Source organism: Kitasatospora sp. NPDC101183, from assembly GCF_044767945.1.
Classification (GTDB): Bacteria; Actinomycetota; Actinomycetes; order Streptomycetales; family Streptomycetaceae; genus Kitasatospora.
Window position 1 is genome coordinate 126,315 of the sequence record NZ_JBIWOW010000002.1, and the last position, 26,334, is coordinate 152,648.

Annotated in this window: 29 protein-coding genes and 1 pseudogene; 11 read left to right on the forward strand and 19 right to left on the reverse strand. The window is 71.6% G+C overall.

All coding sequences use genetic code 11. The annotated features are described in order from the left end of the window. Positions 1-87 precede the first annotated feature (87 nt). The 11 genes and pseudogenes from ACIRRS_RS02750 to ACIRRS_RS02800 all read right to left on the reverse strand — a co-directional run bounded on the left by ACIRRS_RS02750 (position 88) and on the right by ACIRRS_RS02800 (position 9,213). On the reverse strand, positions 88-936 hold the full coding sequence (locus ACIRRS_RS02750) for a helix-turn-helix domain-containing protein (RefSeq protein WP_402963906.1): 849 nt from the start codon (positions 934-936) through the stop codon (positions 88-90). Between the two features lie 37 nt (positions 937-973). Next, a complete protein-coding gene (locus ACIRRS_RS02755) occupies positions 974-1,501 on the reverse strand; it encodes a DUF6879 family protein (protein ID WP_402963909.1) in 528 nt (175 codons plus the stop codon). After that, positions 1,428-1,751, reverse strand: coding sequence for a hypothetical protein (locus ACIRRS_RS02760; RefSeq protein WP_402963912.1), 324 nt, complete (start codon positions 1,749-1,751; stop codon positions 1,428-1,430). The genes ACIRRS_RS02755 and ACIRRS_RS02760 overlap by 74 nt, the downstream gene beginning before the upstream one ends. An 800-nt stretch (positions 1,752-2,551) precedes the next feature. Next, a complete protein-coding gene (locus ACIRRS_RS02765) occupies positions 2,552-2,794 on the reverse strand; it encodes a hypothetical protein (RefSeq protein ID WP_402963915.1) in 243 nt (80 codons plus the stop codon). Next, the gene (locus ACIRRS_RS02770) at positions 2,794-3,705 is read right to left on the reverse strand and encodes a hypothetical protein (RefSeq protein WP_402963917.1); all 912 of its coding nucleotides are present in this window, start codon (positions 3,703-3,705) and stop codon (positions 2,794-2,796) included. The genes ACIRRS_RS02765 and ACIRRS_RS02770 overlap by 1 nt, the downstream gene beginning before the upstream one ends. A gap of 14 nt (positions 3,706-3,719) precedes the next feature. Then, the gene (locus ACIRRS_RS02775; RefSeq protein ID WP_402963920.1) at positions 3,720-4,268 is read right to left on the reverse strand and encodes a hypothetical protein; all 549 of its coding nucleotides are present in this window, start codon (positions 4,266-4,268) and stop codon (positions 3,720-3,722) included. A 252-nt stretch (positions 4,269-4,520) separates the two neighbouring features. Next, positions 4,521-5,975, reverse strand: a complete 1,455-nt coding sequence (locus ACIRRS_RS02780) for a phage/plasmid primase, P4 family (RefSeq protein ID WP_402963923.1) — start codon at positions 5,973-5,975, stop codon at positions 4,521-4,523. Continuing rightward, complete coding sequence (locus tag ACIRRS_RS02785) at positions 5,972-6,301, reverse strand: hypothetical protein (RefSeq protein WP_402963926.1); 330 nt, start codon at positions 6,299-6,301, stop codon at positions 5,972-5,974. Before ACIRRS_RS02785 ends, ACIRRS_RS02780 begins: the two co-directional genes overlap by 4 nt. Positions 6,302-6,540: 239 nt before the next feature. Continuing rightward, the gene (locus ACIRRS_RS02790; RefSeq protein WP_402963929.1) at positions 6,541-8,049 is read right to left on the reverse strand and encodes a recombinase family protein; all 1,509 of its coding nucleotides are present in this window, start codon (positions 8,047-8,049) and stop codon (positions 6,541-6,543) included. A gap of 70 nt (positions 8,050-8,119) precedes the next feature. After that, positions 8,120-8,359, reverse strand: a pseudogene (locus ACIRRS_RS02795) (dihydropyrimidinase); the annotation flags it as partial. A gap of 11 nt (positions 8,360-8,370) precedes the next feature. Next, on the reverse strand, positions 8,371-9,213 hold the full coding sequence (locus tag ACIRRS_RS02800; RefSeq protein WP_402963932.1) for a nitrilase-related carbon-nitrogen hydrolase: 843 nt from the start codon (positions 9,211-9,213) through the stop codon (positions 8,371-8,373). Between the two features lie 283 nt (positions 9,214-9,496). Between ACIRRS_RS02800 and ACIRRS_RS02805 the strand changes: the two genes are divergently transcribed. From ACIRRS_RS02805 to ACIRRS_RS02845, 9 genes are all read left to right on the forward strand, one after another. Continuing rightward, a complete protein-coding gene (locus ACIRRS_RS02805; RefSeq protein ID WP_106981192.1) occupies positions 9,497-9,574 on the forward strand; it encodes a putative leader peptide in 78 nt (25 codons plus the stop codon). Positions 9,575-9,775: 201 nt separating this feature from the next. Continuing rightward, positions 9,776-10,327 carry a cysteine dioxygenase gene (locus ACIRRS_RS02810; protein WP_402963935.1) on the forward strand — a complete coding sequence of 184 codons (552 nt, stop codon included), beginning with the start codon at positions 9,776-9,778 and terminating at the stop codon, positions 10,325-10,327. Beyond that, positions 10,321-10,710 carry a rhodanese-like domain-containing protein gene (locus ACIRRS_RS02815; protein WP_402963938.1) on the forward strand — a complete coding sequence of 130 codons (390 nt, stop codon included), beginning with the start codon at positions 10,321-10,323 and terminating at the stop codon, positions 10,708-10,710. The genes ACIRRS_RS02810 and ACIRRS_RS02815 overlap by 7 nt, the downstream gene beginning before the upstream one ends. Positions 10,711-11,060: 350 nt before the next feature. Then, positions 11,061-12,188 carry an ABC transporter ATP-binding protein gene (locus ACIRRS_RS02820; RefSeq protein WP_402963941.1) on the forward strand — a complete coding sequence of 376 codons (1,128 nt, stop codon included), beginning with the start codon at positions 11,061-11,063 and terminating at the stop codon, positions 12,186-12,188. Further along, positions 12,178-12,846 carry an ABC transporter permease gene (locus ACIRRS_RS02825; RefSeq protein ID WP_402963944.1) on the forward strand — a complete coding sequence of 223 codons (669 nt, stop codon included), beginning with the start codon at positions 12,178-12,180 and terminating at the stop codon, positions 12,844-12,846. Before ACIRRS_RS02820 ends, ACIRRS_RS02825 begins: the two co-directional genes overlap by 11 nt. Beyond that, a complete protein-coding gene (locus ACIRRS_RS02830; protein WP_402963947.1) occupies positions 12,843-13,520 on the forward strand; it encodes an ABC transporter permease in 678 nt (225 codons plus the stop codon). Before ACIRRS_RS02825 ends, ACIRRS_RS02830 begins: the two co-directional genes overlap by 4 nt. 74 nt (positions 13,521-13,594) lie before the next feature. Next, a complete protein-coding gene (locus ACIRRS_RS02835) occupies positions 13,595-14,551 on the forward strand; it encodes an ABC transporter substrate-binding protein (protein ID WP_402963950.1) in 957 nt (318 codons plus the stop codon). A gap of 170 nt (positions 14,552-14,721) precedes the next feature. Beyond that, positions 14,722-15,252: a hypothetical protein gene (locus ACIRRS_RS02840; RefSeq protein WP_402963953.1), complete on the forward strand. Its 531-nt coding sequence runs from the start codon at positions 14,722-14,724 to the stop codon at positions 15,250-15,252. A gap of 501 nt (positions 15,253-15,753) precedes the next feature. After that, positions 15,754-17,814, forward strand: a complete 2,061-nt coding sequence (locus tag ACIRRS_RS02845; RefSeq protein ID WP_402963956.1) for a carbohydrate binding domain-containing protein — start codon at positions 15,754-15,756, stop codon at positions 17,812-17,814. Positions 17,815-18,035: 221 nt separating this feature from the next. Here the strand turns inward: ACIRRS_RS02845 and ACIRRS_RS02850 are convergent, their stop codons facing one another. The 6 genes from ACIRRS_RS02850 to ACIRRS_RS02875 all read right to left on the reverse strand — a co-directional run bounded on the left by ACIRRS_RS02850 (position 18,036) and on the right by ACIRRS_RS02875 (position 23,927). After that, positions 18,036-19,352 carry a multidrug effflux MFS transporter gene (locus ACIRRS_RS02850; RefSeq protein WP_402963959.1) on the reverse strand — a complete coding sequence of 439 codons (1,317 nt, stop codon included), beginning with the start codon at positions 19,350-19,352 and terminating at the stop codon, positions 18,036-18,038. Between the two features lie 215 nt (positions 19,353-19,567). Further along, entirely contained in the window at positions 19,568-20,050 is a 483-nt protein-coding gene (locus ACIRRS_RS02855) for a hypothetical protein (protein WP_402963961.1), read from the reverse strand. A 357-nt stretch (positions 20,051-20,407) separates the two neighbouring features. Further along, positions 20,408-21,286, reverse strand: coding sequence for an alkaline phosphatase family protein (locus ACIRRS_RS02860; protein ID WP_402963964.1), 879 nt, complete (start codon positions 21,284-21,286; stop codon positions 20,408-20,410). A gap of 140 nt (positions 21,287-21,426) precedes the next feature. Beyond that, complete coding sequence (locus tag ACIRRS_RS02865) at positions 21,427-22,275, reverse strand: ATP-grasp domain-containing protein (protein ID WP_402963967.1); 849 nt, start codon at positions 22,273-22,275, stop codon at positions 21,427-21,429. Next, complete coding sequence (locus tag ACIRRS_RS02870; protein WP_402963969.1) at positions 22,272-22,643, reverse strand: hypothetical protein; 372 nt, start codon at positions 22,641-22,643, stop codon at positions 22,272-22,274. The genes ACIRRS_RS02865 and ACIRRS_RS02870 overlap by 4 nt, the downstream gene beginning before the upstream one ends. 96 nt (positions 22,644-22,739) lie before the next feature. Then, complete coding sequence (locus ACIRRS_RS02875; protein ID WP_402963972.1) at positions 22,740-23,927, reverse strand: acyl-CoA dehydrogenase family protein; 1,188 nt, start codon at positions 23,925-23,927, stop codon at positions 22,740-22,742. A 107-nt stretch (positions 23,928-24,034) separates the two neighbouring features. Between ACIRRS_RS02875 and ACIRRS_RS02880 the strand changes: the two genes are divergently transcribed. Next, the gene (locus ACIRRS_RS02880) at positions 24,035-24,349 is read left to right on the forward strand and encodes a hypothetical protein (protein ID WP_402963975.1); all 315 of its coding nucleotides are present in this window, start codon (positions 24,035-24,037) and stop codon (positions 24,347-24,349) included. 187 nt (positions 24,350-24,536) lie between these two features. On the opposite strand, the gene ACIRRS_RS02885 is transcribed toward ACIRRS_RS02880, so the two are convergent. Both ACIRRS_RS02885 and ACIRRS_RS02890 read right to left on the reverse strand, forming a co-directional pair. After that, positions 24,537-24,848 carry an AzlD domain-containing protein gene (locus ACIRRS_RS02885; RefSeq protein ID WP_402963978.1) on the reverse strand — a complete coding sequence of 104 codons (312 nt, stop codon included), beginning with the start codon at positions 24,846-24,848 and terminating at the stop codon, positions 24,537-24,539. After that, positions 24,845-25,561, reverse strand: coding sequence for an AzlC family ABC transporter permease (locus tag ACIRRS_RS02890; RefSeq protein ID WP_402963981.1), 717 nt, complete (start codon positions 25,559-25,561; stop codon positions 24,845-24,847). Before ACIRRS_RS02890 ends, ACIRRS_RS02885 begins: the two co-directional genes overlap by 4 nt. Positions 25,562-25,850: 289 nt before the next feature. On the opposite strand from ACIRRS_RS02890, the gene ACIRRS_RS02895 reads away from it, so the two are divergent. Continuing rightward, positions 25,851-26,333, forward strand: coding sequence for a helix-turn-helix domain-containing protein (locus tag ACIRRS_RS02895; protein ID WP_402964662.1), 483 nt, complete (start codon positions 25,851-25,853; stop codon positions 26,331-26,333). Position 26,334: the final 1 nt, after the last annotated feature.

A 26,334-nucleotide genomic window follows, 5' to 3' on the forward strand; every position in this document is an offset into this window, starting at 1 on the left:
GCTGCGACTGCATCTGCAATCCCGTCAGCAAGACGGTAGGGACCGGCTAGACCGAGCCGCGAGCAAGTTGCACGGTCTTGCGCGGATTCACCCGAGGGCAGCTATTGCCGACGCAATGAGTGCACGCGCCTGCGCGCCGTAGACCGCGAGCCCCTGCATTTCACCGAACGCCCGGATGTAGTCAGCGATCTCACGGGGCTGAGTGACGTTGACCTCGGCGGTCAGCGTCTCCACGACGGCATGCCGGTCGTCGTACAGGTAGAACGCTTCGAGAGGCCACATGCCGCGCTGGGCGGTGAAGGGGATAACGCCCAACGACAAAGACGCTAGCGGCATCACCGCCAGCAGATGACCGAGTTGACCAGCCATCGTCTCCGCGTCGCCGATCCGAGCGCGGAGCACCCATTCCTCCACCAGCACCGCGAACCGGTGCCTACCCTCGTGCAGGAGCCGTCCTCGCGCCACCCTGGCGGCAACGGCAGCGGCAACGTCATCAGGGGTGCCCTGGAACTCCGTGATGGAGCGCATCAGGGCAGTCGCATACTCAGGCGTCTGGAGGAAGCCAGGAACGACGTTGGAGACGTACGTCCGGCACAACTCCGCCCGCTCATGGAGCGCGTAGAAATCCTCCTGCACCTGGCGCATGCCAGTGCGGTGGAGCCGCCGCCACTCCAGGTACATCGATTCGACCGCTCTCGATTTGGCGATCAGGTCGTCCGCCTGGTCAGACGCCGAGCAGGCCGCGCACCACGCCCGAATGTCGGAGTCGACCGGCGGGGTCCGCGCGCTCTGGATTCGGGACACTTTCGAAGGGTTCCACCCGCACCGGAGCGCCAACTGTTTACCCGTGAGCCCGGCGTCCTTTCGGAGGTCGACCAGGCGGTTGGCAAGGGCAAGGCGCGCTGCTTGCGCGCTTGACGACGGAGACGTCGGCATCAGTCTGGCGGTCCGGTGATCGAAGGGGAAGGGTGAGTCAGACGCTGTACTCGTTGTGCGGGGTGCCGCGCTCCCAGACGGCTTCGAACGCAGAGGAGACGAGCCGAACCGTCACGGGGTCCTCGGAGAAGGCGTATCCAGGTACAGCCCAGTCGCCGTACCCCGTGAAGAAGTGGAACAGGGCCAACTTGTCATCAATCAGCCAGAAGTCGTTGCCCGGCAACGCAATGTCCGACGCCTGACTCCTCGGAAGCCAGCGGACCAGTTCCCCGGCCGCCAGGTTCATCGGGGTGACCGCGTGCTCCCACCGGATGTAGTCCGTCACCGGCTCCGAGACGATCCGGGCCCGACGCATGACCACCCCACGGCCGATGGTCTCGCGGACAAGTCCCAGCCACTCGGGCCACCACGACGCCTCGGGGTCCAAATCGATCTCGCCGGTTCGGGCGAAGCGGTCGATCTCCTCGGCCTCGTCGCCGACCGCGTAGGCGTCACGCATCTCCAGGTGTACGGCGGTCTTCTGGGCGCTCTTCAGCAGCGCGGCGAAGTCGGGCACGTTCGACACGTTCGATAGCCTCCTTCAGGATCGGCAACATGTGTGCCGGGATTCGGATGACGGACTCGTGAGCGGGGATGCCGATCGTGTGGCCGGGAACCCACTCGATCCCTGCGATCTTCTCGCAGAGCGCGGCACCGGCCGTCCAGCTCTGCACGATGATCTCCTCCAACTCGTCCTCGACCCACACGGTCGGAGATCCTCCGCCGCCGGTGGTCGGGTCGATGCCCACGAAAATTAGCGCCACGACGATCTCCAACGTCTAGGAAGTTGCAGGGACATGCACCACCGTCAGCCCTGCGAGTGAGATCCACAACCCCGCATGCACGAAATTGCACGAAGTCGGCACGAGGCGCAGCCCCCACGCCGCTCAGCGCAAGATGAGCCGGGCCATGCCAGAAGCGTGAGCGGGAGGGACCACGGGCCGGGGGCTGAAACGACGAAAAGCCCCGGCCTGCCCTTCATGGGCAGGCCGGGGCCTTGGGATGTGAGGCCGACGCCGGCCTGACGGAGAGTCACAGTACGTGGCTCAGGGCAATGGGATAGCCCCCTTGGCCAAGCGGCACAAGGGAAAGCGAATTCACCGCATTCTGGAAAAGAGGGGTCAACCCTCTTCGTATGGGATTCGGGATGCTATGACGGTACGGCCAGGGAAAGGCGGAGAGGGGAGTTACCCCCCACCCCCGATATGGGTTCCGATAAACGCTGACGCATTTGCAGCTCGCCATTCTCAGGCGGTTATGCGCGTATCGAATTGTGCATTTATTTGCATTCTCTCAACGCAAGTGAATCAATTCATTGCAATGCAGCACGACCACCCATGCCTACCCCACCCCAGGGCCATAAACCCATACACTCAGGGCCGCCCTGCACGGGGGCCTGATGAGGGACCAACTATCGGTAGAGGATGGATAGTTGACTCCTTCTCTCCCGAGCCGGCACAGGGCCGGAAGGGCCTACAGGAGGCCGTTCCGGCAATGCCTCCGCACCGGGGGAATCAGGAGGGGATCGACGGGGCCCGGTGGAGGAATTCCTCTACCGGGCCCGCGAGTTGTCGTCTCAGTCGAACGGGTTCAGCGCACGCCGGGCAACAGCATCCGGATCGAATGGCGGGGACTGAGCCTTCACCCGCCGTTCCAGCGCTGCTTTCTCCCGCGCCTCTCGGGCCCGCACGACTTCCTGCCTGGTGGCCTTACCAGTACGCGGGTCAGCCAGGATCGCCGCCTCGCCGAATTCATATCCGGCGGCTTCCAGAGCCACTTCCGCGTTCCAGCGCTTCTTCGCTTCCTCGCTCCAGGCCATCAGCCCACCTCGCCCGGGTGGCGGTTGGCGTCTTCCTTGGCGGCCCGGCGCTTCCGCGCGGCCTCCTTGGCGTCCGCCTTGGCCTGCTCGGCTTCGGCCTCAGCCTTGGAGGTGTCCTCGGCCCCGGCCTCCGGCTGTGCGTCCTCGCCGCCGAAGCGCTCCACCCAGTGCAGCGGCATGCGGGTGTCCGAGGTGTGGAGCAGATCGAAATTGTCCTTGGGCTCCTCGGCATAGCCGTCCACGAACCGGCCAAGCAGGTCCCCGATGGCGGCAACGTTGGTCTTGAACGACGGATTGCCCTCCGGGGCCCGGGTGGTCCACGACTGGCTCATAACGCCGCCTGCCAGGTGTCCCATGAGCGAGCGGACGTGCTCGTATCGGCGCATGACCTTCTGGGCCTCTCGAAGCGCCTTCACGGCTTCCTCCTGAGCCTTGATCAGGTCGGGCCAAACCGCCTGCGCGGTCGACTCCTTCACAGCGGGGTCAGCCAGTGCGGCCGTCACCATCTGGTGATGCCGGTTGGTGACGGCCTGCAATGCGTCGTGCGCCCGGGAGGCGCGGTTGAAGTCCCGCTCCAGCCCCTCGACAGACTTCGGCTCCGGCAGGTCCTCACCCGCCAGCAGCGCCCGGCGGTCGGCCGTCTCGTTCTCCGTCTTGACCCGGGCTATCTCGGTCAGCAGCGCGGACGCGGCCCGATTGGTCTCCTTGAGCTGCCGCTCGGCCACGAAGGTGGGCTCCCACACCTCCCGGACGGCCGGGGAGTACGGGGCAGCATCCGCGACCCAGGTCGGCACATCGCGGCGTGCGTGGTTCAGCGCTTCCCGCATGCGGTCGCGCTTGAGGATCTGCTCATCAGTGCTGTACACGTCGTCGTCGTGAAGCATGTGGCGCATGATTCGGGTGTCTCGCATGGTCAATCTCCTTGCTAGTTATTGCTGTTGATGTCGTCGGAAGCGCTGGATGCGTCTTCCACGGAGTCGATGAAGGGCACGCGGGCCAGTTCCTCGGCCGACCACAGGTCATCCACATCGGCCAGCAGTTCAGGCACGGCGGCAAGGGCCTGCGCGTGCTCCTTCTCGGCAGCCTCCACACAGTCCCGTGCGGCCTTCTCCCGGACGTTCGCGGCCTCCTCGGCCTGCCGGGCGCTCAGGGCCTCCTCGGCGGCCTCCTCGGCCTGCTCGGCCTCCTCCTGCTCCCACCGCCGGTACGCCTGCGCGTGAAGCCACCGCACGCGGCGGCCGTCCTCCGCGTTGGCGATGCCCAGGAAGGCCGGGGAGGCCGGATCGTGGAGCCTCAGCGCCCCGTCCGGGTCGACCAGCACGGGCAGGCCGTACGGGGGCCGGGCGTGGCCGCGCGGGGGCCCGGCGATGTGCCAGCCCGCCACCGGGTACCAGGTGATGCGGCTGTGGGTCTGCGGATCGTAGAAGTAGGCGCGTGTCTCGCGCTCCTCCGGGAGGTATCCGGGGGTGTTCATCAGGTGTCCTCTCATGCGAAAGCCCGCGCCGGGTTGACGCGGGCTCATGTGGTGGTTGTCCGTCAGGCCGCTTGGGAGCGAGGGCCGGGCGAGACGCCGGCTGAGGGCCACTCCGGGCCCAAGTCGTCACGGCGAGCGGGCCGGGAGGCCAGGGTGTAACGAAGTAACGTTTTCAGGTCTGTTTTCCAGAACCTTCCTATGCGAGTACGTACTAGAGAGGTTTAGGCAATCGGCCCCAAAACCGTTACTTCGTTACACCTCGGCCAGGATGTTGGGGTACCGGCCCGCCGCACTGTCCTCCCGCAGGCGCACGCCGCGCAGTCCCCGTACTGCCCTGCCGTGGTGGCGGAACGCCTTGGCCGGGCGCTCACCGCCGACGTGCCGGAGCACGGCATCCGAGAACTTCCGGCCCTGCCCGCGCAGCCCGTACGCCTTCGCGCTGGCCTCGATCTCCTTGTTCGACACGGCCCCGTCGGGGGCGGCCTCGAACGCGCCTTCCGCCCATTCGGCGAACGGGTCGGACTCCTCGCGGTAGTCGTTGGTGGCCTCGCTGATCCGCTGGTGCGGTCGCAACCCTTCCGCGTGCCATTCGACCGCGCCCCGGACGGCCCATGCGGCGATGCCCGGGGCTGCCTGTGCGGACTTGAGCCGGGGTTTGAGCCCCTTGTCCGGCCGGTCGGCGAAGGACTCCTCCCACGGCACCAGACGGAAGCGCCGCCAAATACCCTCGTCGGTGCCCTCGATCACGGGCTTGTCGTTCCCGGACATGATCAGCAGGGACACCGGCCGGAAGTCGTACGCCGGTTTGTACTTCTGGTTCGCCGTCTGGAGGTCAGCGGCGGTGAACCCCTTGACGAATGCCTCGTCCATCCGGGCCGCCTTCACCTCTCCCGTGACGACCAGTCGGGCACCGTGCAGCTTGGCCATGAGCGAGCCGTTCCGCTCATGGCGCTGCTTCTCCCAAAACGCCGCGTCCTGCGTCGTCGTGATGTCGGCGAAGTGGTGGGAGAGCGTCTCGGTGAACGCCCCCTTGCCGTTCGCGCCGGAGCCGTAGAAGAACGCGAGGCACTCCTCCCGGGTCTCGCCGGTGATCGCGTATCCGGCGAGCCTGCGCAGGAATCCGGGCATCTCCGGGTCGTCCGGATGGCAGCTCGTCAGGAACGACTCCCACTCCTCGGCCGGGGCGTCGGGGTCGTACTCCACATCGACAAGGCGCGTCAGCAGATCGGCGGGATCGTGGGGCCGAATCGCGCCGTCCCGCAGATCGACCGTGCCGTTCGAGAAGCTCAGGAGGTGGGTCGGGCCGTCCAGCTCGGCCACGCTACGGCGGATGCCCGGCATGGCCTGTAGCTCTGTCAGAAGGGCGCTGATCCGGTGGGACGACCTGAGGGCCTGCGCGGCCTCGATGGCGTCCCGCCCGTTGGCGGCCTGCGTGTCGGCGGCGTACCGGAGCAGTTCGGCGGACAGCTCGTGCACCTTCCGGCGGGCCACGGCGTCGCGGGTGGAGTCGTTGACCCACACGCGTCCGTCCCATGCGTACCAGCCCGGCCCCTCGCAGTACATGAGCCGCCCGGCGAGCTTTCGCGCGGCGTATTCGGCGCGGTCGACGTCCGTACCGGCCTTGCCGTACAGCGCGGTGAAGTCCTCGGCGTCCAGCGGCTCCGGGGCGTATGCGGGCCCGGTCATGGCGTCCAGGTCGGCGGTCACGTGCTCACGTCCTCGGTGATCTCGTAATCGGGCAGGCCGCCGGGCGGACGGGTCCAGAGGGGTTGTTTGGTGCGCCGTCGCCCGTCCTCGCCGGGGAGTTGCCAGCGGTACACCTCGGCCGGGCAATGCGGCGTGCGGGTGCCGTGGCTGGCCGTTCCGGGGTCCGGGTCGCCGGTGGTGTTGCCGCTGCCGTGCGCGTGCTGCATCGGGCAGTGGGGGCACTGCACCAGCAGTTCCCAGTAACGGACTTGGCCTCGCCGGGGACCTCCGCGCACCAGCACGGGCCTCTTCTTCACCAGCGGTGCCTTTGACGGTTCGGTAGTCATGCGCTTCTCTCGTTCGGTGTCACCGAGCGGTGGTCGACCGCCTTCCGGACTGGTCCAGGGGGTGCGGTTAACGCGCACCGGGCTGTTGTGGGGACTCCACAGGGACTTCCGTCCCACCGCCGCTCAACCGCAAGGGTTCACGCCAGCGGCCGGCGGTTGGGGTTCCTACAACGCCAGTGGCCCGCCGCTGGTCTCCCAGCAACGGGCCACAGTGATTCAGGGGGTGCGGTTAACAGCGGTCAGGCGGCGTACCCCTCAGACGCGTCTTCCAGGATCGCCGCGTAGTCTGCTTCGGGCGACCCGACAGAGAACCGCAACCGGTCAGCCACGTTGCGCCTGCCCTTGCCCGTGGGGAGAACGAGCAGCTTCGCCCCTGCGTCCCGCAGCATGGTCCGCTTCTCGGAGTCCGATCCGGCGTCGTCCCACATCTCGCTGAACGTCTGGCCGGTCGGCACCTCCTCACGGCTGGCGGGGATCACCGGGGCCGCTGCCAACGACTCCGCACGGTCGGAGAGGGCGTTGAGCTTCTTCGACACCGACTCTGCGGCGCGGCCCCTCAGGCCAACCAGTTGTTCCGTCAGTTCGTCAATGTCGGAGTTCAACTCCGTGATCTCCGGCGTGTGGTCGACCCCCGGCGTCTCGACCACGGCCACCACGGGAGCCTCTCCGAACTGGTCGAGGAACTGCCCGTGCGTCCACTCCAGCGCGGGCCCCAGGGTGACGACCACGGGGTGTTCGCACACTCCGCCACGGCTGCGCGCGTTGCACTTGAGAAGCGGGATCTTGACGCCCTTGCGGGTGTTCCATCCGGCGTACAGGAAGTCTCCGCAGCTCCCGCAGTGCGCCACGTGGAGCAAGGGGTGAGCATCTGCGCGCTGTGTCGGGACCTTCTGGGGGTTGCGGGCCTCGGCACTGGCCTGGCAACGCTGCCAGAGCGCGTCCGTCACCAGGGCGTCGCCCCAGAGGACGGGGCGGCCCTCGGCGTCGCGGACCGTACGCCCGTCGTGGATCGCCCGGCCGCGCGCGGTGTCCTCGGTGGCAAGCTTGCGGACCTTGTTCGCGGTCCACCCGTACTTGGTCTTCTTCTTGCCTTCGGTCAGCTTGCGCCGTTTGAAGTCGGCCGCGATGTGCGCGTACGCCTCCCCCTTGGCCACCCGCGCGATCAACTCCACTCGGATCGGGCCCTCCTCCGGGTGCTGGTGCAGCCACCGGCCGGACTCCAGCTCGGGGTGCGGCCCGGACTCGTAGCCAAACGGCACCTTCCCACCTGGCCAGCGGCCGACTGTCGGCAGGAATCGGCGGGCCCCGGTGACACGCTCCTGAGTGGCCTGCGACTCCATCTGAGCCGCGAAGGCGAAGATCAACAGGATCAGCTCGGACAGGGGCGACTTGAAATCCAGTTCGAGCCGGACCCCACCGGGCCCGCTGGCGAAGATCAACCGCTTGCCGTGCTTCTTCGCCCAGGCACCGAGCGCGGACATGTCCGCCATGGAGCGAACCGCGCGGTCGAGCCTCCAGAACACGATGCCGTCGTAGGCGTCCGGACGGCGCAGCCACTCGCCGAGTCCCTTCCGGTCGAAGGGGCCGACCTTGGACGCGCTGACGCCGTAGTCGTCCGCGTACTCGGGCAGCAGCGAGCCGCCGACAGCCGACACACAGGCGCTGATCGCCTCGTCCTGCCGTTCAAACGACGTGGACTCGTCGGACGCAACGGACAGACGCCGCGCGCCAAGGAATACGGGAGCCATACTGCAAGCCTCCGGCGGGAGTTGGGCGCGCGCCCGCCGGAGTAGGCCACATGTGCAGGTGTGGTGCCTACGTGCCGCCGAAGGGCAGCTCCATGTGGGTGTGGGCGTCGACACCGCCCGGGATGACGTAGTGGCCGGTGGCGTCGATGACGGTGTCGGCGCTCCAGGCCTGGGCGGCGGCGCTGCCGGTGGCGGCGAGGGCGGCGACGCGTTCGCCCTCGATCAGGACGTCGGCGTGGATCTCCTCGGAGGCGGTGACGACGAGGCCGCCGCGGATGATCGTGCGCTGTCCGGGGTCGCGGGTGGTCATCGGGGCGCCCCTCAGGCCTCGGCGAGCGGGCCGTAGGCGTCGGGACGGCGGTCCCGGTAGAACGCCCACTGCTGGCGGACCTCTTCGATCAGGCCGAGGTCGAGGTCGCGGACGACGAGTTCCTCCTCCTTGTCGGAGGCGACGTCGCCGACGAACTGCCCGCGCGGGTCGACGAAGTAGGAGGTGCCGTAGAAGTCGTTGTCGCCGTACTCCTCGGTGCCGACGCGGTTGATGGCGGCGACGAAGTACTCGTTGGCGACGGCGGCGGCGGGCTGTTCGAGCTGCCACAGGTAGGCGGACAGGCCGCGGCTGGTGGCGGAGGGGTTGTAGACGATCTGGGCGCCCGCGAGGCCCAGGGCCCGCCAGCCCTCGGGGAAGTGGCGGTCGTAGCAGATGTAGACGCCGACCCTGCCGACGGCCGTGTCGAAGACGGGCCAGCCGAGGTTGCCGGGCTTGAAGTAGTACTTCTCCCAGAAGCCCTTGACCTGCGGGATGTGGTGCTTGCGGTACTTGCCGAGGTAGCTACCGTCGGCGTCGATCACGGCGGCGGTGTTGTAGTAGACGCCGGTCTGCTCCTCCTCGTAGACCGGTACGACGATCACCATGCCCAGTTCGCGGGCGAGGCCCTGCATCCGGCGCACGGTGGGGCCGTCGGGGACGGCCTCGGCCCAGCGGTAGTGCTCGGCCTCCTGCACCTGACAGAAGTACGGGGCGTTGAACACCTCCTGGAAGCCGATGATCTTCGCGCCCTGGGCGGCGGCCTCGCGGGCGTGGCGCTCGTGGAGGGCGATCATGCTCTCCTGGTCACCGGTCCAGCGCGTCTGGACGAGTGCGGCACGGACGATCTGCGACATGGGTACCTCCGCAACTGCGCCGCCCGGCGTACGGGCCGGGGAGGCGCTTCGAGGGTCGGCGGGGCGGGATGAAGCGGGTCGGGATGAAACGGTCATCTACCCCGCGGGTCGGCTCCCTACGCATCCGCCCACCACGTGCCCGCCCGCCCCCGTACACCGCCGCGCGCCCCCGTACGCCCCGGTCGGGGGATCAGGCGGGAGATCGGGCCTGGGCTCGGGTGGCGGTGGAGCGGTCCGCGGCCCGGCTTGACTTCGCCCGCGTCGCTCGGGAAGGATCCGGCGCATGGACACCGGCACCACTCTGGTCTGCCGCCTGCACGTCGATCTGCGACGCCAGGCGAGTTCCATCTGTGCCTGTTGACCTTCGCCCCTCCCGCGCGCCCCTCCCTGTGACGTCCGCCAGGGCCCTCGCCGCGCACCCGCATCCGCAGTCCTGACTCCCGCCCTCTCCGGCGCTCCGCACCCGTGCGGGCCGGTCCGCTCCCGCGGCCCGTCCGCCCGCGTCCGCGCCGGGCCCGGGCAGCCCCTTTTCGACGTTCCCGCCGCATCCGAGGACGCCCCGATGAGCCCGAGCACCACCACCCCGCCCGCCGTCACCGACACCGCCGCCACCGCGACCGCCGCCGCCTCGGGAGCCCCCGAGGAGGCCGGGCCCCGTACGCCGCTCACCCCGAGCACCCTGCGGGGTATCGTCCGCGACCTGGCCGAACGCCCCGACCAGTGGATCCACCACGTCCGCCTCTCCACCGAGGAGCGCTGGTACCGCCGGCTGGCGGGCGACGAGGAGCACGAGGTGTGGCTGATCAGCTGGCTGCCGGGCCAGTCGACCGGCTTCCACGACCACGGCGGCTCGCGCGGCGCCTTCACCGTCGCCCTGGGCGAGCTGGAGGAGCTGTCCCTCGGCGGCCCCGAGCAGGGGCTGCTGATCCGCAGGGTCCCGGCCGGGACGGCCCGGGCGTTCGGCCCGGAGTACGTCCACGACGTGCGCAACACCGCGAGCGGACCGGCCGTCACCCTGCACGCCTACTCGCCGCCGCTGAGCTCCATGGCGCACTACGACCTGCGGGCCGAAGGGCTCGTCCGCACCTCGGTGGAAGGACCTGAACAGTGGTGACCACGATCGACGACCTGGTGGAGCGCTCCCGCGAAGGGGTCCACCGACCCCGGGGGCCCGAGGCGCACCGGGCCCAGCAGGAGGGGGCGCTGCTGGTGGACATCCGTCCGGCGGCGCAGCGCGCGGCGGAGGGGGAGATCCCCGGTTCGCTGATCGTCGAGCGCAACGTGCTGGAGTGGCGCCTCGACCCGACGGGCAGCCACCGCCTGCCGGAGGCGACCGGGTACGACCTGGAGGTGATCGTGGTCTGCTCGGAGGGCTACGCCTCCAGCCTGGCCGCGGCCTCGCTGCGCGAGCTGGGGCTGCACCGGGCGACCGACCTGGACGGCGGTTTCGTCGGCTGGGCGGCGGCGGGGCTGCCGACGCGTCAGGGAGGCTCCTGAGCGGCGCCGACGCGGGCGGCCGACCCCTGGCCGGCGCCTTGCCGCCACCTGGCCGGCGCCTCGCCGCCCGCCCGGGAGACGGGCCTCGTGACGGACCTCGTGACGGGCCGGGAGGCGGCCCGTCATACGGCCCGTCCGGCCTCCGGCGGCTGATAACCGTGCGACAGGAGATGACGCAGCTCATAGTCTGATCAGAGTTTCCAACGCTCCGAAGCTGGGCAGCCACGCGGGCGGCGAACGGCGGAAGAACGTCGGCGCCCCGGCGGTTGAAGCCGCTGTCAACCGAACAACTGTCCTATCGATCGAACCAGGCGCCGCCTCCCCGGGGCGCCCTGACGAGGAAACACCCCGTGATCAGATTCGAGGGCGCCGGCAAGCGCCACCCCGACGGCACCATCGCCGTCGAGGGACTGGACCTCGAGGTCCCCACCGGTCGTACGACCGTCCTGGTCGGGCCGTCCGGCTGCGGCAAGACCACCCTGCTGCGCATGGTCAACCGGATGGTCGAGCCCACCTCCGGCCGGGTCCTGCTGGACGACACCGACGTGGCCGACCTGGAGCCCGCCAAGCTGCGCCGCGGCATCGGGTACGTGATCCAGCAGGCGGGCCTCTTCCCGCACCGCAAGGTGATCGACAACGTCGCCACCGTCCCGCTGCTGCTCGGCTGGGACCGCAAACGGGCCCGCGCCCGGGCCGCCGAGCTGCTGGAGCTGGTCGGGCTGGCGCCCGAGACCGCGAAGCGGTACCCGTTCCAGCTCTCCGGCGGCCAGCAGCAGCGCGTCGGCGTGGCGCGCGCCCTGGCCGCCGACCCGCCCGTCCTCCTGATGGACGAGCCGTTCAGCGCCGTCGACCCGGTGGTGCGCGCGGGGCTGCAGGACGAGCTGCTGCGGCTGCAGTCCGAGCTGCACAAGACGGTGCTGTTCGTCACCCACGACATCGAGGAGGCCGTGCGCCTCGGCGACCAGGTCGTGGTGCTGCGCGAGCACGGCCGAATAGCCCAGCTGGCCGATCCGCACACCCTGCTCACCGCCCCCGCCGACGAGGGCGTGGCCGCCTTCCTCGGCCGCGACCGGGGCCTGCGCGGGCTCGCGCTGCGGCCCGCGAGTGCCGTCGACGTACGCCCGCTCGGCGACGGACTGCGGTACGGGGCATGGGAGTTGACGCTGGACGACGAGCGCCGCCCGATCGGCTGGATCGACCGGGACGCCGCCGGGGCCGAGCTGCACCCGGCCGCCGGCTACCGCCCGGACACGGACACCCTGCGCGCCGCCCTCGACGCGGCCGTGCTCTCCCCCGCCGGGGTCGCCGTCGCACTGGACGCGGACGGACGGGCCACCGGCACGGCGGGCCGCGAGGCCGTCCTCGCGGCGCTGTCCTCCCCGGCCGGGTCCGCCGTTCCCCCGGACCTGCTGCGCAAGGCCGACGCGGCCGCGCAGGCGCCGACTCCCCCGACGGACGGAGCCGCCGGTGGACGATGAACCGATCATCCGCTGGTACTGGATCGGCGACCACCTCGGCTACCTCGGCCACCTCCTCGCCGACCATGCCGTGATCGCCCTCGTACCCGTCCTCATCGGCCTGCTCGCCGCCGTGCCCCTGGGCCTGGCCTGCGCCCGCTTCCCCCGGCTGTACCAGCCGCTCGCCGCCGTCTTCAACATCGTCTACGCGCTGCCCTCGCTGGCGGTGTTCATCATCCTCATCCCGTACACCGGGCTCGCCACCCAGGCGACAGTGATGATCCCGCTGACCTTCTACGCCCTGGCCGTGCTGCTGCCCACCACCGTGGACGGGCTGCGCGCCGTCCCCGACCCCGTGCGCCAGGCCGCCACCGCGATGGGGTACGGGCCCTGGCACCGGCTCACCGCCGTCGAACTGCCCGCCGCCGTGCCGTACCTGATCGCCGGACTCCGGGTCGCGGCGGTGTCCAGCATCTCGCTGGCCAGCGTCGGCGCGCTGGTCGGGCGCGGCGGGCTCGGCTACCTGTTCATCGACGGCTACCAGCGCAACTTCCCGACGCCGATCTGGGCCGGGATCGCGCTGATCGCCGTCCTCGCCCTGGCCGTCGACCTGCTGCTGGTGGGCTCGCGGCGCCTGCTCGCGCCCTGGGCCGCACGGCAGAAGGGGGCCGGATCGTGAACTGGCTGGACTGGCTGGGCGACTTCTTCTCCGCCCCCGACCACCGCAGCGGCCCGGACGCGATCGTCCACCGGGTCTCCGAGCACCTGCTGTTCTCGGGCGAGGCGCTGCTGTACGCGGCGCTGCTGGCCGTGCCGCTCGGGCTCCTGATCGGCTACACCGGGCGGGGCGTCACCGCCGTCACCGCCTTCGCGGGCGCCACCCGGGCGCTGCCCACGCTGGGCCTGGTGACGCTGGCGGTGCTCCTGATCGGGGTCGGCGAGACGGCCGTGCTGATCGCGCTGGTGGCGCTGGCCGCGCCGCCGCTGCTGGTGGCCGCCGTCGAGGGGGTGCGCGGCACCGACCCGGACGTGCGGGACGCGGCGCGCGGCATCGGCCTGACCCACCCGCAGGTGCTGTGGCAGGTCTGCGTCCCCTCCGCCGCACCGGCCCTGCTGGCGGGCTTGCGCACGGCGACCGTCCAGGTGATCGCGACGGCCACGGTCGCCGCGTACGTCGGCCTGGGCGGCCTGGGCCGCTACGTCATCGACGGGCTGGCCACCCGGCAGTTCTCGTCCACGGTGGGCGGGGCGCTGCTGGTGGTGCTGCTCGCCGTCCTCGCGCAGGCGCTGTTCGCCCTGCTCGCCCGCTTCGCGCTCCCGTCGGGGGTGCGCGCCCAGCTCCGGGCCCGCTGACCCCCGTCCGGCCGTACCGCTCCGCTCTGCTCCTCCCCAACTCTCCCGTCCACTCCGGAAGGACCTCCGACACCATGTCGACCTCGCACAAGGCCCGGCGCGCCGTCGTCCTCGGCACCCTGGCCGCGCTCACCCTCGGCGCCACCGCCTGCGGTTCCTCCAGCAGCAACCCGCTGGGCGGCTCCACGGCCTCCTCGGGGGCGACGGCCTCCGGGGCGTCGGGCGGCTCCGGCTCCGGTTCGGGCTCGACGGTGGTCGTCGGCTCGGCGAACTTCCCCGAGAACGTCCTGCTCGGCTCGATCTACTCGCAGGCCCTCAAGGCCAAGGGCGTCAAGGTCGAGGAGAAGTTCAACATCGGCAGCAGAGAGGTGCTGTACGGGCAGTTGCAGAGCGGCAACCTGACGGTGCTGCCCGAGTACAACGGCGCGCTGCTCGCCTACCTGGACGCCAAGGCCACCGCCGTCACCACCCAGGACGTGAACGCGGCCCTGGGCAAGGCGCTTCCCGCCTCGCTGTCGATCCTGGACTCCTCGCCGGCCGAGGACAAGGACTCGCTCAGCGTCACCCAGGAGAGCGCCGACAAGTACAACCTCAAGAGCATCTCGGACCTGGCCGCCAAGGCCGGGGAGTTCACCATCGGCGGGCCGCCGGAGTTCAAGACCCGCCGCGAGCAGCAGTTCAAGGACGTCTACGGGCTGACGTTCAAGGAGTGGAAGCCCACCGGGGACACCACGGCGAACGCGCTCAAGGACGGGGGCATCCAGGTCGGCAACGTGTTCACGACCGACCCGAAGATCGTCCAGTACAAGCTCGTCGCGCTGGCCGACCCGAAGAACGTCTTCGGGGCGCAGAACGTCACCCCGCTGGTCAACAAGGCGGGCGTGGACGCCACGGCGACGGCGGCGCTCAACGCGGTGTCGGCGAAGCTGGACACGGCGGGGCTGACGGCGCTGATGAAGCGGGTCGCGGTGGACAAGGAGGACCCGTCGACGGTGGCCAAGGACTGGCTGAAGTCCAACGGCCTGGGCTGACACGCGGGTTGGGTTCCGGAGGGGCGGCGCGGCTTCGGCCTCGCCGCCCGTCGGCGTCCTGTGAGGCTTCCGGGGCACTCCGGCGACGTTGCGGTGGCGTTCCGACGGCGTTCCGGCGGCGCCTTGAGAGCACCTTCCCTTCGGCGCCGCGAACATGACAGGGTGGCGCCATGCGCACTCGTCTCCTCGCCGCCACCCTCACGGCATTCGCCGCGGTGAGCCTCGCTGCCTGCTCCAGCTCCGGCTCGGGTTCCACCGCGGCCGGCTCCCCCACCACGGCCGCCTCCGCCGCCGGTTCGGCCGCCGCTCCCACGGCCGCCCCGACCGGCGACGCGTCGGCCACCGCCCCGGCCTCCGCGCCGGCCGACGGCGCCACCCCCGGGGCGACCGCCCCGGCCAAGCCCGCCCCGCCCACCGACGCGGGGCTGCCCGGCAAGCCGGACGCCGACCTGACGGCCAAGCTGGTCGCCGCGCTGAACGCCATCGACCCCTCGATCGTCGACGGCAAGCCCGGCCAGGCCGTGGAGCGGGCCCGCAGCCAGTGCCAGGCGATCTCCCAGTCCCCCAAGGACAAGCAGAAGTTGACCGACCTGGCCGACCAGCGCTTCACCTCGCCGCAGCACCCGCAGGGCCTCGGACCGGAGACGGCCGCGAAGATCAACGACGCCCTGCGCGCCACGCTCTGCCCGCCGCCCCGCTGACCCTCGCTCCCCCGAACCGCCCGGTGTCCTGAGCGCCGGGCGGCCGCGGCCGCGCCCCGTCCACCGGGTGCGCGGCCGTGGCGTTTGCATGCCACCCGCGCCCCGTCCGGACATGCCAAAGCCCGTGCGCCGACGAACAGTTAGGACTCTTGACAGAGCAGTGGTCTAGTCCAAACATAGGCATGTCGATCCGACCGGGATGCACTGTGGGGGTGTGACCACCGGCGGCTGAGGCACTGCCCTGCCCTGTTCCGATCCACCCCCGCTCCCTACGGCGTGCGCGCGCCCGCACCACCCGCCGCACCGCCACCGCCGCACCGCCACCGCCGCACCGTCGCTGCTCCACCGCCACGGTCCGGCGGGTCTTCGCACGCCCGCTCCTCCACCACCCGGCTCCCCGGGCCCGACCGTCCACGCGGCCGACCCCACACGGCCGCCGGACGCCCCCGGCCCGTCCGCACCGCCCCAACACCATCCCCCACCACGTCCGTTGGAGAACCGATGCGTCTACGCAGAACCATCCAGGCGGCGCTGACGGCCTGCGCCACACTGGCCGCCTCGGCCGGCCTCGTCGCCGCCGGGACGGGCACCGCCCAGGCCGCGACCCCGCTGCCGAGCCGGGTGTTCGCCCCCTACTTCGAGTCCTGGACCGGCCAGAGCCCCGCGACCCTGGCCGCGCAGTCCGGCAACAAGTACCTGACGATGGCCTTCCTGCAGGCCAGCACCAAGGGCTCCTGCACCCCGTACTGGAACGGCGACACCTCCAAGCCGGTCGCCTCCTCCACCTTCGGCGCCGACATCGCCACCATCCGCGCCAACGGCGGGGACGTCATCCCTTCCTTCGGCGGCTACACGGCCGACAACACCGGCACCGAGATCGCCGACAGCTGCACCGATGTCAACCAGATCGCGGCCGCCTTCGAGAACGTCATCACCACCTACGACATCAGCCGGATCGACCTCGACATCGAGGACAACTCGCTGACCAACACCGCCGGCATCGACCGCCGCAACAAGGCGATCAAGCAGGTGCAGGACTGGGCCGCCTCCAACGGGCGCAACGTCCAGTTCTCCTACACCCTGCCGACCACCACCAGCGGGCTGGCCGACAGCGGCCTCGCGGTGCTGCGCAACGCCGTCAGCAACAAGGCGAAGATCGACGTCGTCAACATGATGACCTTCGACTACTACGACAACGCCACCCACGACATGGCGGCCGACACCCAGACCTCGGCGCAGGGCCTCTACAACCAGCTCTCCCAGCTCTACCCGGGCAAGACCCCGGCGCAGATCTGGGGTTCGATCGGCATCATCGAGATGCCCGGCATCGACGACTTCGGCGCGGCCGAGACCTTCACCCTGGCCAACGCCGCCACCGTCTACAACTGGGCCGTCTCCAAGGGCATCAGCACGCTCTCCTTCTGGGCGCTGCAGCGCGACAACGGCGGCTGCCCGGGCAAGGGCGGGGACGACACCTGCTCCGGGATCGCGCAGAACACCTGGGACTTCTCGCACATCTTCCAGCAGTTCACCAGCGGCACGACGGTGCCCACCAACGACTTCTCGGTGGGGGTCAACCCCAACTCCGCGACGGTCACGGCCGGTTCGTCCACCTCCGCCACCATCTCCACGGCGGTGACGTCCGGTTCGGCGCAGAGCGTGAACCTGTCCGTGAGCGGCGCTCCGGCAGGCGTGACGGCCACCGTCACCCCGGGCAGCGTCACCGCGGGCGGCAACGCCACCCTCAACGTGGCCACCACCTCCTCGGTGGCCCCCGGGAGCTACCCGCTGACCGTCACCGGCAGCGCGGCCTCCGGCAGCCACACCGGCGTCTTCACCCTGAAGGTCACCGGCACCCAGCCTGGCAACGACTTCTCCGTCGCCGTCAACCCGAACTCCGGTACGGTGGCGGCCGGTTCGTCCACCTCGGCGGCGATCGCCACGGCTGTCACCAGCGGCTCGGCGCAGAACGTGAACCTGTCGGTCGCCGGCGCCCCGGCGGGCGTCACGGCCACCGTCACCCCGGGCAGCGTCACCGCGGGCAGCGGCGCGACGCTGAACATCGCCACCACCTCGGCGGCCACGGCGGGCACCTACCCGCTGACCGTCACCGCCACCGGCGCCTCCGGCAGCCACACGGCCACGTACTCGCTGACCGTCACCGGCACCACCCCGCCGCCCACCGGCCTCGTCAACGGCGGCTTCGAGACGGGCAACCTGGCCCCGTGGACCTGCCAGAGCGGCGGCGCGGTCGTCACCACGCCCGTCCACTCCGGCTCGTACGCCCTCTCGGCGGCGGCCTCCGCGAGCCAGACCGGCGAGTGCTCCCAGACCGTCACCCTCAAGCCCAACACCAGCTACACGCTGAGCGGTTGGGTGCAGGGCAACTACGCCTACCTGGGCGTCTCCGGCGGCGCCACGGCCAGCACCTGGACCAACTCCTCCGGCTGGACGCAGCTGACCGTCCCCTTCACCACCGGCGCCTCCGGCACCGTCACCGTGTACCTGCACGGCTGGTACGGGCAGGGGAACGTCTACGGGGACGACTTCTCCATCGCCTGAGCGGCGCGAACGAACGACAGGCGACCGGCGACCAGTAACAGGTAACAGGTGACAAGTAACAGATAACAGACGACGGATAACAGCTGACAGATTTCATCATCTGCCAGCTGTTATCCGTTCGCTGTTTTCTGTCATCTGTTCGCTGACATCTGTTCGCCGTCCGGCGGCATCCGTCAGCCGTCAACCGTCGGCTGCCAGCCCTCAGCCGGCAGCCCCGGCCGTCAGCCCTCGACCGCCTCCGGCATCCGCCCCGGCCGGCAGAGCACCAGGTACGTGAGCGTCGACAGGACGCCCGACGCCAGCACCACGATCGCCAGCAGCACCGCGGACGGGTGCCCGCCGAGGCTGCTCAGCGGGGCGACCACAGCGCCCGCGAGGAAGCTGAACGTGCCGAGCAGCGCCGCCGCCGTGCCGGCCGCCTGCGGCTCGACCAGGCCGAGCGCCAGGGCGGAGGCGTTCGGCAGCAGCACGCCCAGGCTGCCCATCATCACGAACAGCGGCACGCAGAACCCGACGAGCCCGGCGTCCCAGACCGCCGTGCCCAGCACCAGCGCCACCCCGGCGGCCACCGCCGCCGCGAGCCCGCCCAGCACCAGCGCCCGCGGCGTGAAGCGCGGAGCCAGCAGCCGTCCGTTGACCTGCGTCATCACCACGATCGCCACCGAGTTCAGCCCGAACAGCAGGCTGTACGTCTGCGGCGAGACCTCGAACACGTGCTGCAGCACCGTCGACGACCCGCTGATGTACCCGAACAGCGCGCCGTACGCGAGGCCGTTGGTCAGCACCAGCCCGAGGAACGGCAGGTCGCGCAGCAGCCGCCCCATCGTCCGCAGCGTGGCGCCGACCCCGCCGCCGTGCCGGGACGCGGGCGGCAGCGTCTCGCGCAGCGCCGCGAAGGAGGCGAGGGTGAGCAGCAGCCCGAGCCCGGTCAGTGTGCCGAAGGTGCCCCGCCAGGAGGTGAAGCGCAGCAGCTGCGCGCCGACGATCGGCGCGAGGATCGGCGCCAGCCCGGAGATCATCGTGATCGAGGCGAGGAAGCGCAGCATCGCCACCCCTTGGAAGCGGTCCCGGGCTATCGCCCGTCCGATGACCAGGCCCGCCGAGCCGGCCGCGCCCTGGACGAAGCGTCCGGCCATCAGCACCGGCAGGTTGGGCGCGAGCACGCACACGGCGCTGGCCAGGGTGTACAGGACCATCCCGACGAGCAGCGGGGTCCGGCGGCCGAAGCGGTCGCTGAGCGGTCCGAAGAGCAGCTGCCCGGCCGCGACGCCGAACATCGAGAAGGTGAGGGTGAGCTGGACGGCGGCCGGGTCCGCGTGCAGGTCGTCCGCGATGGCGGGCAGGCCGGGCAGGTAGAGGTCGATGGTCAGCGGGCCGAGGGCGGCGAGCCCGCCGAGGACGGCGATCGTGGCCGGGCCCGTGATGGAGGAGGCGGCAGCGGCGGATTTCGTGCCGGGGGCGTCCTCGGGGCCTGAGTCGGGGCCGGTGGTGGGGGCGGTGCCGGCGGGTCCGGCGGCGCCGGCGGTCGGGCCGGGCATGGGGCTCCTTTCGGAGGGTGAGGGATGTTCGATCACGCCCCGTCCTATCGCAGCCCGGTGCGGTTCCGACAGGAGGGGTCCCCCCGAACGCTCCTGTCGGCCCTCTCCGACCTGCGGTTTCGCCCGGTCCCCCCGCGAGGGTCCCTGTACGCACGAAGGCCCGCCCGGTGCCGTGGCACGGGGCGGGCCGGTGCGGCCGTACGGGTCCGGGCGGGTCAGCGCCGGGCGGAGTGCTCGGCGCGGTGGGCGGCCTGCACCGCCGCGCCGTCCTGCCAGGCGTACAGCTGGTTGCCGTGCATCGAGACGCTGTAGTGGCCGCAGGTGCCCGTCGCCCGGGTGGCGACGTCCTGCGGGAACCAGCCGACCTTGAGCGAGGCCGGCACCGGGTGCGTCGTCCGGCCCGGTACGCCGATGGTGCAGCCTGCGGGCAGCCGGCCCTCGGGGAGGGTGGCGATCAGCAGCCGGTCGTCGCCGGTGGTGGACATCAGGTACTTGACCGAGGAGGCGTTGTCGGGCAGCCAGGCGGGCATGGAGCGGCGGTCGTTCTTCGCCTGCACGCCGGTCGCGTACGCCGCCTGCTCCTGGTGGCGCTCGTCGTACCAGTCGGACACCCGCGGGCCGATGGCCACGGCCGCCACGGCGACGGCCATGCCGGTGCCCGCGACTCCCAGCGCGACCTTGCTCACGATGCCCTTCATGCCCGCCTGCCCTCTCGTGTCCGACTGTCCGTGCGTCCGTGCCATATGCGTTGTTGTTGCCGCTGCCGTCGCCGTGCGGCCCGTCCTGCTCCGCCGCCCGGGTGTCTCCATCGTGGCCCAGTCCGACCCTTCGGAGCGTCACCACCAAGTCGCGATCCGGCTTCCGACCTACGGGGTACGGTCTCCACCTTCCGGCGTATGTCGTTCGGCGGAGTCCTGGTGACGGCCTGGTGGCGGGCCCGGTGGCGGGCCCCGATCGAGCCTCGCCCAGAGCCGTGCGCTCCGCAGCCCGGCCTGCTGCACCCGGGGGGATCGCCCCCGGGCCGGCGGGTCCGTACGGCTCCGTACGGGGCGCGGTCAGACGGCCGCGGCCACCGGGCGGGCGAGGGGGAAGGGCCGCCCGTCCAGCGTCCAGTGCGGGTCGATCGGGCGCAGCAGCGAGGCGTACACCTGGGCGGCGACGTCCGGGTGGCGGATCTCGCCCAGCGGCGGTCCGGCCGGGATGTCGTGCCCGGCGCAGGCGACCCAGGCGGTGCGCTCCTCGTCGGTGCGGCCGCCGTGGCCGCCCGCGTCGACGTGCCCGTGGTCGGTGACGACGATGACGGTCCACTGCTCCTCGGCGTACGTGGCGCGGCCCCGGACGGCGTCGAGCAGGCGGCCGAGGCGCTCGTCGGCGGTGCGCATGGAGGCGCGGTACTCGTCGCCGCAGCCGAGGAAGTGGGCGGTCTCGTCGACGGCGCCGAGGTAGACGAAGGAGGCCTCGGGGTCGGCGGTGGCCAGGACGTGGACGGCCTCGCGGGTGACCTCCTCGTCGACGGTCTCCCAGGCCTCGGGGGTGTCCTCGGCGGGGGCGACGTAGGAGAGGCGGCCGGGGGCGCGGAAGAGCGGGCCGCCGGCCTCGTTGATCATCAGCGGGTCCCAGCCGGCGGCGACGAAGGTGCGGCGGCGGTCGCCGCGGTTGAGGCGGGTGGCGAAGTCGGGGAAGACGTCGAGGCGGTTGCCGGCGAGGTGGTTGCCCCAGACGCCGTGCTTGGCGGGCTCGACGCCGGTGACGATGGTCGCCCAGCAGGGCCCGGACATGGTGGGCACGGTGTCCGCGACGGTGACCGGCACCAGGAACCCGGCCTCGGCGACCTCCTGGAGGCGCGGCATCGGCACCTCGGTCAGGTAGTCGTGGCGGACGCCGTCGATCCCGACGACGAGCACCCGGGGGCGGGGCCACTGGGCAGCGGTCATGGCAGGGGGTTCCTTTCGATCGTGCACACCCGGCCGCGCCCGCCGTGGGGCGCCGCCGACCGCGCCATGGTTCACCGCCCGCCGTACCGATCGGCGTCGTCGCGTCGAACGCCGGGTGTCCTGGAGGTGTCGGACGGACGTCAGCCGGTGGGCTGCACGCCGTCCGCGAGGGGGCCGGGGCCTGGGCCGGTTCCTGGGCCGGTTCCTGGGCCGCGGACGAAGCGGCGGTCGGCCGGGGCGAGTTCGGCGGCCGGCCCGGCGGCGCGGAGCACGACATCGAGGACGCGGTCCGGGTCGGCCGCGTAGCAGTGGGCGAACCACGGCATGTTGGCCTCGACGACGGCCCAGTGCTCGGCGGGGTCGTAGGGGTCGGCGAGCGGGCCGACGTCCAGCGCGACGGCGCCGGGCAGGGTGTCGCCGACGGCGTCCAGCAGGCGGCGGGCGAAGCCGGCGGCCCCGGCGGTGAGCGGCGCCGGGTCGAGGCGGCCGAAGCGGGCGTAGCGGCTGCCGGTGAGCACCTCGCCGTCGAGGAGGAACAGCCGGTACTCGGCGGCGAAGGTCACCGGTTCGCTGACGAGGACGGGCGTGTCGGGGCCGATCCGCTCGCCGGTGCGGGGCAGCCGGGTGCCGTCCGCGTAGACGGCGGGCGGGACGGACTTGTCGGCGGGCGGCTTGACGAAGGCGGGCTCGCGCAGCGCCCACGCCTCGGCGAGGGTGGTGAGCTCGATGCGTCGGCGGGTGAACTCCCGGGGCAGGCGCGGCAGCCAGCCGTCCTCGGGTTCGAGGAGGGCGAGGCCGAGCGGGCCGGCGATCCGGGCGGCGGCGAGCGGGCCGCCGTACCAGTGGACGGGCCGCCCGGCGAGGCGCTGTCCGTCGAGTCCGTCGAGGACGGCGATGTCGAGGCCCCGCCGCGCGGCGGCCGCGGTGAGGAGGGCGGTGGTGGTGGTCTCCTGGGCGGAGGTGAGCAGGACGCGGCCGGCGGCGTTCACGGCTGGGGCCGGAACTCGTGGACGACCTCGATGCGGCCGACGATGTGCTCGTTGAACTCGGTCAGTTCCTCGGCGGGCACCCACAGTTCGAGGATCGTGCGGCCGCCGGCCTGCCGCACCGGGTAGCGGGCGAGGAACTCCGTCTCGACCTCGAAGCGGGTCACGTAGCCGACGCCGGAGGCGGGCACGTTCCAGTCCCGGGCGATGCGGATCGCGTAGTCCTCGTCGAGGACGGGGTAGAAGATCGGCTGCTCGGGCAGCCGGGGCGGCCAGGCGCGCCGGTCGGCGGCCTCGACCAGGGCCAGTTCCTCGGGGCCGGTGGGGCGCCAGAGGGTGGTGGTCGGGGGCGTCGGGGCGGTCCTGGTCATGCCGGGGACGGTAGCCGGGCCGCGGCGGGCCCGGCCATCGGTTTTCCCCGGCCACAGGTCTTCCCCGGCCATCGGATCTCCCCGGCGCGGGGCGCCTCAGCGGTAGGCGGACTCGCCGGTGATGGCCTCGCCGAGGACGAGGGTGTGGATCTCGCTGGTGCCCTCGTAGGTGAGGACCGACTCCAGGTTGTTGGCGTGGCGCAGCACCGGGTACTCGGTGGTGATGCCGTTGGCGCCGAGGATCGTGCGGGCGCTGCGGGCGATCTCCAGCGCGGTGCGGACGTTGTTGAGCTTGCCGAAGCTGATGTGCGGCGGGCGGGCGGCGCCCTGCTCCTTGAGGCGTCCGATCCGCAGCGCGACGAGGTAGGCCTTCTCGACCTCCAGCATCATCTCGACCAGCTTCTGCTGGGTGAGCTGGAAGCCCGCGATGGGGCGGTCGAACTGGATGCGGCTCTTGGCGTAGTCGAGGGCGGCGGTGTAGCAGTCGCGGGCGGCGCCGACGGTGCCCCAGAGGATGCCGTAGCGGGCCTCGTTGAGGGAGGAGAGGGGGCCTCGCAGGCCGGTGACGCCGGGCAGGACGGCGTCGGCGGGCAGGACGACCTCGTCGAAGGCGAGTTCGCTGGTGACGGAGGCGCGCAGGGAGAGCTTGCCGTGCACGTCGGTGGCGGTCAGGCCGCGGGTGCCGTGTTCGACGAGGAAGCCGCGCACGCCGTCCTCGGTCTGCGCCCAGACCACGGCGACGTCGGCGATGCTGCCGTTGGTGATCCACATCTTGGTGCCGGAGAGGACCCAGTCGCCCCTCTCGCCGCCCTTCTGGACGGCGCGGGTGCGCATGTTGGCGGGGTCGGAGCCGAAGTCCGGCTCGGTGAGGCCGAAGCAGCCGATGAGTTCGCCGGCGGCCATGCCGGGCAGCCAGCGCTGCTTCTGCTCCTCGGAGCCGTAGGCGTGGATGGAGCGCATGGCCAGGGAGCCCTGGACGGAGACGAAGCTGCGCAGTCCGGAGTCGGCGGCCTCGAGCTCCATGCAGGCGGCGCCGTACGCGACGGCGCCGGCGCCCGCGCAGCCGTAGCCGTCGAGGTGCATGCCGAGGACGCCGAGGGCGCCGAGTTCGGGGGCGAGTTCGCGGGCGGGGAAGACGCCTCGTTCGAACCAGTCGCCGAGGTGGGGGCGGACGCGCTCCTCGGTGAACCGGCGGACGGTGTCGCGGACCAGCCGCTCCTCGTCGGTGAGGAGGTCGCCGACGGCGAGGAGGTCGGCGGGGTCGATCCGGGGCGGCTTCGTCATCGGAGCTCCTGGTCGTCTCGGCGTAGTGTCTGCGTAGTCTCGCGCACTCCGCCCGGTGGCGGAGGGGCGCGAAGGCGTGAGGAAAGCGACACACGGGGGAGGCAGGCATGGCGCGCTGGGCGCTGGTGGTCGAGGAGACGGTGGGGGTCGGCCAGGACCGCACCTGGGGCAACAAGGTGCTCGCCGAGGTCGAGGGCACCCGCGAGGAGGCCGTGGAGGAACTGCGGCGGATCGTGCCGACGTTCGAGCCGCAGCACCCGTTCAACAGCCGCCAGCGGACGCTGCTGCGGGACGGGGACACGTACCTGCTGATCTCCCGGGGGAGCATGCGCGACTACCACTGCGTGTTCAAGGTGTGGGAGATGCTGTGGGACAGCAAGCGCCCCGAGGTGCAGGCGGAGCGGCTGGCGGAGGACGACTGACGGGTTTCGGCGAACAGAATTCAGATGACAGCTGACAGATGACAAAATCTGCCAGCTGTCATCTGTTCGCTGTCGACTGTTATCTGTTCGCTGAAATCTGTCGGTTGTTCGTTGACATCTGTCAGCTGCTCGCCGCCACCGGCGGGCGGGGACCGGCCGCCCACCGCTCGTCACCCCGTACCGCTCGTCAGCCGACGCCGCACAGCCGCAGGAGGGCGGTGGTCGCGGCGCCCGCGACGACCACCGCCGGGAACGGGGCGCGGCGCAGCGCGAGGAGGCCCGCGGCCAGGACGCCCGCCGGGCGGGCCCAGCCGGCGAAGCCGTGCCCCTGGGTCAGTGCGCCGGTGGCGACCAGGGCGACGAGCAGCACCGCCGCCGCGACGGTGAGCAAGTTCCGCAGCCGGTCGGAGAGTTGGAGCCGGTGGCCGAGCAGCGGGCCGGCGAGGCGGAAGGCGTAGGTGCCGGCGGCGAGCAGCAGGACGGCGTAGAGCGGCATCATCGGGCGGTCTCCTCGAGCGCCGGGGCGGGGGCCGGCTGCGGCGGCGTGGCGGGCCGGCCGGCGAAGAGCAGCCCGAGGAGGGCGAGCAGCACCGGCAGCCCGGCAGGGACGTACGGGGTCGCCGCGACGGCCACAACCGCGCCCGCCAGGGCGGCTGTTCGGGTGCGGCGTTCGGAGAGCGAGGGCAGGACGAGGGCGAGCAGGACGGCGGGGAAGGCGGCGTCTAGGCCGAGCGCGTCGGTGTCGCCGATCAGTCCGCCGGCGAGGGCGCCGAGCAGCACGGCGAGGTTCCACACGATGAACAGGGCGAGGCCGCAGATCCAGTAGGCGGCGCGGCGGCGGCGCGCGTCCGTCTCCTGGAGGACGAAGGCGGCCGATTCGTCGGTGAGCAGCTGGGCGCCCAACAGCCTTTTCCACCAGGGGCCCTGGAGCACGTCGGCGACGGTGAACCCGAAGGGCAGCATCCGGGCGTTGAGGACGAGCCCGGTGGCGACGGCCGCGAGCGCGCCGCCGCCGGAGAGGACGACGCCGACGGCGGCGAACTGCGAGCCGCCCGCGAAGACGAGGACGGACATCGCCATCGGCACCCACAGGGGCAGCCCGCCGGAGACGCTGATCGCGCCGAAGGAGGCGCCGACGAGGGCGTCGGCGAGGCAGACGAGGGCGATGTCGCGCAGGGTGGCGCGTTCCAGGGTTCGGAGGAGCGAACGCATGTTCATCAGAGTGAACCCACCCCGCCGGGTTCGTCAAGCCGAACGAGTGGACCGACAGAGCGAACGATCACCGGGCGGGGCGCGGGCGGCGGGGGCCGTGGCAGCATGAACGGCACCCGACCGAAGGAGTCGGGAGGAAGCGTGCGTGGCGACCATGACGGACCAGACCCCCCACCGGGCCACGGGGACCAGCGGCCCCGGAACCAGCACCGAAACCAGCACCGGCACCGAGCTGATCGGCCAGATCGCCGCCTCCATCCGCCGCGAGCGCGAGCGCAGCGGCCTGTCCATGGCCGAACTCGCCCGCCGCGCGGGCATCGCCAAGTCGACGCTCTCCCAACTGGAGTCGGGCGCGGGCAACCCCAGCGTGGAGACGCTCTGGGCGCTCGGGGTCGCCCTCAACGTGCCATTCAGCCGGCTCGTCGACCCGCCGCGCCCGGCGATCAAGGTGATCCGGGCCGGGGAGGGCCCGGTCACCCACTCCGAGCAGGCCAACTACGCCGCGACGGTGCTCTCCTCCTGCCCGCCCAACGCCCGGCGCGACATCTACCGGATCGAGGCGCAGCCCGGCGAGACCAGGGCCTCCGACCCGCACATGCCCGGCACCGTCGAGCACGTGATGATCGGCGCGGGCCGGGCCCTGGTCGGCCCGAGCGAGACGCCCGTCGAGCTGGGCCCGGGCGACTACATCAGCTTCCCCGGCGACGCCCCGCACGTGTTCCGCGCGCTCGCCCCCGACACCCTGGCGGTGATCGTGATGGAGCACATCTGAC

What these genes read in the sequence shown, in the direction of transcription:
- ACIRRS_RS02800 (WP_402963932.1), bottom strand. Translation starts at nt 9,213, where the DNA reads ATGTCGCAGATCGTCCGTGCCGCACTCGTCCAGACGCGCTGGACCGGT.
- ACIRRS_RS02885 (WP_402963978.1), bottom strand. Translation starts at nt 24,848, where the DNA reads ATGATGCCGCTCTACGCCGTCCTGCTGCTCGCCGCCGGCACCTACGCC.
- ACIRRS_RS02875 (WP_402963972.1), bottom strand. Translation starts at nt 23,927, where the DNA reads ATGACGAAGCCGCCCCGGATCGACCCCGCCGACCTCCTCGCCGTCGGC.
- ACIRRS_RS02860 (WP_402963964.1), bottom strand. Translation starts at nt 21,286, where the DNA reads ATGACCGCTGCCCAGTGGCCCCGCCCCCGGGTGCTCGTCGTCGGGATC.
- ACIRRS_RS02895 (WP_402964662.1), top strand. Translation starts at nt 25,851, where the DNA reads ATGGCCGAACTCGCCCGCCGCGCGGGCATCGCCAAGTCGACGCTCTCC.
- ACIRRS_RS02770 (WP_402963917.1), bottom strand. Translation starts at nt 3,705, where the DNA reads ATGCGAGACACCCGAATCATGCGCCACATGCTTCACGACGACGACGTG.
- ACIRRS_RS02785 (WP_402963926.1), bottom strand. Translation starts at nt 6,301, where the DNA reads ATGACTACCGAACCGTCAAAGGCACCGCTGGTGAAGAAGAGGCCCGTG.
- ACIRRS_RS02845 (WP_402963956.1), top strand. Translation starts at nt 15,754, where the DNA reads ATGCGTCTACGCAGAACCATCCAGGCGGCGCTGACGGCCTGCGCCACA.
- ACIRRS_RS02765 (WP_402963915.1), bottom strand. Translation starts at nt 2,794, where the DNA reads ATGGCCTGGAGCGAGGAAGCGAAGAAGCGCTGGAACGCGGAAGTGGCT.
- ACIRRS_RS02810 (WP_402963935.1), top strand. Translation starts at nt 9,776, where the DNA reads ATGAGCCCGAGCACCACCACCCCGCCCGCCGTCACCGACACCGCCGCC.
- ACIRRS_RS02750 (WP_402963906.1), bottom strand. Translation starts at nt 936, where the DNA reads ATGCCGACGTCTCCGTCGTCAAGCGCGCAAGCAGCGCGCCTTGCCCTT.
- ACIRRS_RS02890 (WP_402963981.1), bottom strand. Translation starts at nt 25,561, where the DNA reads ATGCGTTCGCTCCTCCGAACCCTGGAACGCGCCACCCTGCGCGACATC.
- ACIRRS_RS02775 (WP_402963920.1), bottom strand. Translation starts at nt 4,268, where the DNA reads ATGAACACCCCCGGATACCTCCCGGAGGAGCGCGAGACACGCGCCTAC.
- ACIRRS_RS02880 (WP_402963975.1), top strand. Translation starts at nt 24,035, where the DNA reads ATGGCGCGCTGGGCGCTGGTGGTCGAGGAGACGGTGGGGGTCGGCCAG.
- ACIRRS_RS02850 (WP_402963959.1), bottom strand. Translation starts at nt 19,352, where the DNA reads ATGCCCGGCCCGACCGCCGGCGCCGCCGGACCCGCCGGCACCGCCCCC.
- ACIRRS_RS02805 (WP_106981192.1), top strand. Translation starts at nt 9,497, where the DNA reads ATGGACACCGGCACCACTCTGGTCTGCCGCCTGCACGTCGATCTGCGA.
- ACIRRS_RS02870 (WP_402963969.1), bottom strand. Translation starts at nt 22,643, where the DNA reads ATGACCAGGACCGCCCCGACGCCCCCGACCACCACCCTCTGGCGCCCC.
- ACIRRS_RS02855 (WP_402963961.1), bottom strand. Translation starts at nt 20,050, where the DNA reads ATGAAGGGCATCGTGAGCAAGGTCGCGCTGGGAGTCGCGGGCACCGGC.
- ACIRRS_RS02835 (WP_402963950.1), top strand. Translation starts at nt 13,595, where the DNA reads ATGTCGACCTCGCACAAGGCCCGGCGCGCCGTCGTCCTCGGCACCCTG.
- ACIRRS_RS02840 (WP_402963953.1), top strand. Translation starts at nt 14,722, where the DNA reads ATGCGCACTCGTCTCCTCGCCGCCACCCTCACGGCATTCGCCGCGGTG.
- ACIRRS_RS02790 (WP_402963929.1), bottom strand. Translation starts at nt 8,049, where the DNA reads ATGGCTCCCGTATTCCTTGGCGCGCGGCGTCTGTCCGTTGCGTCCGAC.